The organism is Flavobacterium sp., assembly GCF_031363805.1.
GTDB lineage: Bacteria > Bacteroidota > Bacteroidia > Flavobacteriales > Flavobacteriaceae > Flavobacterium.
Genome location: NZ_JANLVD010000164.1, coordinates 1 through 4,697 on the forward strand (window position 1 = coordinate 1; position 4,697 = coordinate 4,697).

The window sequence follows — 4,697 nt, forward strand, 5'->3', positions numbered from 1 at the left end:
ATATTATTTGCTTGTTGAAGCAGATAAAAAGTACACAATTTCAAAAACTCAACCCGTAAGTACAGAGATAATATTGAGCAAAGGCGACCATAAAATTGCCAAAAAAGACCCTGTTCCTGAAAAGGAAACTTCGCTTATTGATCAGGCTATAGTGAAGATTAAAAATGCTGTTGGTTGGGATAAGATAACGGTATCAGGAATTACGAATGCGGTGGTAGATATGCCAGAAGAATTGCCAAAAATTGAAGGAATACTTACGGCTTATTTCGCAAAGGAAGAATTTACAAAAGAAACTGACGAAGCTGCTGGCGAACACAAGTACACTTTTGCCAATGATAATAATAATATCGATAAGGATAAAATTGCTGGGATCATTAAGAAAAAAGTCGATGCTCAATTAAAGGCAGATAAAAAATATGCAAAACTTGATGACATTAAAACGGCGCTTTCTGAAACTTCCTATAAAAAAGGTGCTACAATTTCCTTTAAATTATACAAACTTGGAGCGAATTTTATAAAAATAAACAGTGCTCCACTTGAAGAAGAAGTCTATGTTGTGGCAAAAACATTTTTGCTAGATGGAAAGGAAGTAACCATTAAAATAAGAGAAAAAGATGCCGTCTTGGTTGGTGCCGATGGAGATTTAAATGTTCTAGAAGCCAAAGAAAATGTAACTGAAATAACTACATTAAAAGCAGTAGTAGAAAAAGGTATTGCCAAAGTAAAAATAAAGCTACGCCCAAAAGCCGATGCAGATTTAGCTACTTGGAAGGATAAACTAACAGGTATAAAAGACGGGACACATACCTACAAATTTGGAAGTGATGGTAACAATACCAAAACTGCTGAACAAAAGAAAAAAATTGCTGGAATTATTGCTGGTAAAATTAAAGCTACACTTGCAGAATCGAAAAAATTCGCAAAGGTTGATGCGATTGAAAAAGCTTTAACAAATGAAGTTTACAATAAAAATGAGGAAATAACTTTCGATGTTTATAAAACGGTCATAGAAAACCTTTGGTTAAAAGCCGAATGCCAAGGTACTAAAAAATATGAAGGAGATTATTTGAAAAAGGATGGGGAGTATTTTGTGATTGGGAGCCGCTGTTTTTGTAATAGAGATATTTCAATTACAGAGTTTGAAAACATTCTTAAGAAACTGAGAGAAAATGAGTCAATGGCAAATACTTCGTCTTTATTTTACGCAAATAATTGTAAACTTGATGATAAAACGAATGTAAGTTTCATAAAAAAATTAAACGATACTTTCAAAAAATATGAAATTAATACATGTATAAGAAAAATACATTTTTTATCACAAGTATATCATGAAACTGATAGATTTCAAACCACAAAAGAGTATAGTGAAACTGGAAGATATAAGCCATATATAGGTAGAGGCTTAATGCAATTGACCTGGAAAGATGGCTATGCCAGATATAAAGCATATTCTGGAACAGATGTGTTAACAGATTATGAAAAAGTAGCTGAAGAATTAGAACTTACTGTTGATACGGCCGGATGGTTTTGGAAACAAGGTAAAGAGCTAAGTCCTGGCTCGACGTGGTCAGTTCCAGCAACTTCATTTAGTGAATATGATAAATCTACGGGTAAACAATATCCTAAAAAAGAGTATACTTATGAGGTTGATGGTGTATCGAAAAAATATGGAACGGTTGATATTAATCTTTTAGCAGACGCAGATTATATAGATACTATAAGTTGGCTTGTAAATGGAGGAGGAAATGGTAGAACAGAAAGAAGAGAATATTTAAAGGAAATAAAGAAAATTTTTAAATATCCCGCAGATTGTGCTAATGCCAATTCGAAATCAAATTCAAAAGTAACAATTCACTTTGATGGTGAAACTGCATTAGCTAGTGGAATATCCCAAAGAACAAGAACAATACTAGAAGAAGTTGGTGAAGCATCAAAAAACTATGATATTTACATCACAAGTACTGCAAGGACTCCAGCAGATCAGGCAAGGATTATGTATGACAATATAGCAAGAACTGGAGCTGCAGCGCAAAAAGTAATATATGCAAATGCTGGTGATCAAGTTATTGATGTTTACACTGCTGGTTCAAATGCTGGAAAATCTCAAACTGATATCATTCAGGATATGGAAAATAAAATTAATGAAATAGGACCATCAAGTGTATCAAAACATTTGGCAAATCCTGCAGTAATGAATACATTTGATGTTTCGATAAGCAGATTAACAAACCCTAATGATTTTAAAACTACTATGAAAGCTAGAGCAGAACTTCATCAACTATTGGATGAAAATGCTTGTTATCATATTGAAATAAACCAATAATGAAAAAACTAAATCACACAATTTTAGGAGTATTTCTAATTTCTATTTTAATTACATCTTGCAAAAAAAATGAACAAACCTTACAGATTAGTAAGTCAACTGAGAAAGCTCAAATTATTAATGATACAATAATTGTTAGTACAGGTATTTATCTATTATCGCCTAATGAAAATGAAATCGATTCACTCAAAAAAACAATGGGCGATGATAATTTTTATACAGTAGCTGATGATAGTAATTTTTATACTTCTAAAATTTATTCTCAGCCTAATACAAAAATAATTCCGGTAAAATTTGACAAAATCAATTTTAAAAATGAGAATTATTTATTCAATAAAAAAAGCAATAAAAATAATTGGTTAATTTTAGATTATAAAGTAGGTAGCAAACCACAAATATATTCATTAGTAGATTTTTATCTTAAATTAAGCGAACAAAATTCATCCAATACAGCAAATACAAGTGATTTAGACTCCTTTTTGAATAATGAAGATTTTCTAAATTTTTCATTTGATATAAATGGTGATGGAAAGGATGATAAAATTTTCAGTAGTAAACCAAATACGGGCGACAGTTTAGTTGTCTATTTTTATGAAAATAATGGCTACATATTAAAATTGAAAACAACCAATTTTTCTCAAGATGGTGGAAATCAAATATCCGAAATTAAGAAAAAAGAGAACGGATTTTCTATAGTAACAGAATTTCCACAAGGAACAGATAAATACACTTACTTTATCAATTATAGTAATAATAATTTCATTGTAAACAGTGTTACGCATCAAATTGATTCGTCAGAAGATAATAGCAAAGTAAAAATTTGCGAGTTTCAAACTCAAATTAATCTTCAAAAATCTACAGATGAAATTTTTAGCAAATTGATTGATGCAGAAAAAAAAGCTGTATGTGTGACAAAATAATGGTTAAAATCAAAACATAAACTGAATAAATTTAAAAAACGGCTCACCAGCCGTTTTGTTCTTTGAAATATATTAAATGTAAAATTATTACGGCTACTGCCCCAAATTGTAGCGGCAGCCCGAGGAATTAAAAGCTATTTTTTCTACGAGCAACAGAGCGACCAAAGGAAGCTCCTGTTGCGAGAATAGAAAAAAAGCTTTTGAGACGAGGGCTATAGCGAAAAGTTGGAATAGGCACAAAAAAAACTGCTACCAGTAGCAAAAAACTGCTAGCTACCAACAAAGATATTGGGCAAACCCTTGAGAAAAATACGTTTGGAAAATGCAAACTACAGCCTACTAGTTCGGGCAACTTGCCTTGTCAGGCTGTTATAACGCAATGGACAGGCTTTTATGAGAAAATAACTTTGGAAGAAAACAAAGGCAACCCGCTACTCGAAGATAGCAAAGGCACCTGCCCAATTGGTGGTCCTGATTGTATTTCGATAACCAACCACGGTCAGCAAGGCGAAGGCACTAAGCAACAAGCCAAAAAAGGCGATAATGCTGCCCAAAACCAAGCCAATCCTGTATTTAAGGATTTTAATGACAGTGAAACACAAAACGAAAAAAACTATATACAATAACGCACCATGGGAAAAACAGGAGTAAAAGTTATAGCAGGCAAAGGTGAAGTACAAGCAGGCGTTTGGGAAAATTATAGTGTGGTGGAATGGTATCCAGAAACACCCGAAGAAGAGCGAAATGAAGCCGCTGTAAAATGGGAAGCCTATCATTTGGGGGAAGATGGGTATGATATGATACTGCAAAAGGAACAAGGAAACTTTCGGTTTTTGGAAAGTGGCGTAGGACAAGAATTTTTGATTGTAGGCTATTCTCACGAACCAGAATTGAACAATAATAGTGCGATAAAAGTAAAAATAGTATCTGGCGAGAAACGAGAAATATTGGGAATTGATATGACCGATATTAATGATAAACCTATTTCTGGACCTTTAAATTATGGCAAAGTAGTCAATGTAAAGACGCGCACCACAGGCATGGTTGGCGAAACTTTAAATATTGATATGTGGGAAGACGATGCCAAAGGCGCAGGACACAGCGAAGAAAACAAATACAATAAAGTCGATTCTAAAATGGCGAAAGTTGGCGCAAAAGGCGTGGCTGAAAAACAGTTTACGATAAAACCCAATTTTGCCAAAATAGCTGAAGCCCACAATAAACAAGAAGGCAATACACACGAGTATTATTTTACGGTTTATGCAGGAGAGGTATCGAATGCAAGTGGAAATGTAAATGTATATACAGCAGAGTATAAAGAAAAAAAGGATAAGGAAGCTCAGGATGAAATAGCGGGAAAACACCCGAAAGTGGAGCCAATAAAACCTGTAAAAAGGCAACCTCTCGCTCCGCCGAAGAAAGAAACTCCAAAAACATCGGAACCTAAAGCTACG

The 4,697-nt window shown here is 33.5% G+C and carries 3 protein-coding genes and 1 pseudogene; all 4 read left to right on the forward strand.

The features are described 5' to 3' along the window. Positions 1 to 2,323, forward strand: a pseudogene (locus RMN92_RS09670) (hypothetical protein); the annotation flags it as partial. Continuing rightward, complete coding sequence (locus tag RMN92_RS09675; protein WP_309609253.1) at positions 2,323 to 3,243, forward strand: hypothetical protein; 921 nt, start codon at positions 2,323 to 2,325, stop codon at positions 3,241 to 3,243. The pseudogene RMN92_RS09670 and the gene RMN92_RS09675, both read left to right, overlap by 1 nt. 230 nt (positions 3,244 to 3,473) lie before the next feature. Next, the gene (locus tag RMN92_RS09680; RefSeq protein ID WP_309609255.1) at positions 3,474 to 3,869 is read left to right on the forward strand and encodes a PAAR-like protein; all 396 of its coding nucleotides are present in this window, start codon (positions 3,474 to 3,476) and stop codon (positions 3,867 to 3,869) included. Positions 3,870 to 3,875: 6 nt separating this feature from the next. After that, the coding region (locus RMN92_RS09685) for a hypothetical protein (RefSeq protein ID WP_309609254.1) at positions 3,876 to 4,697 on the forward strand (822 nt) is incomplete at its 3' end.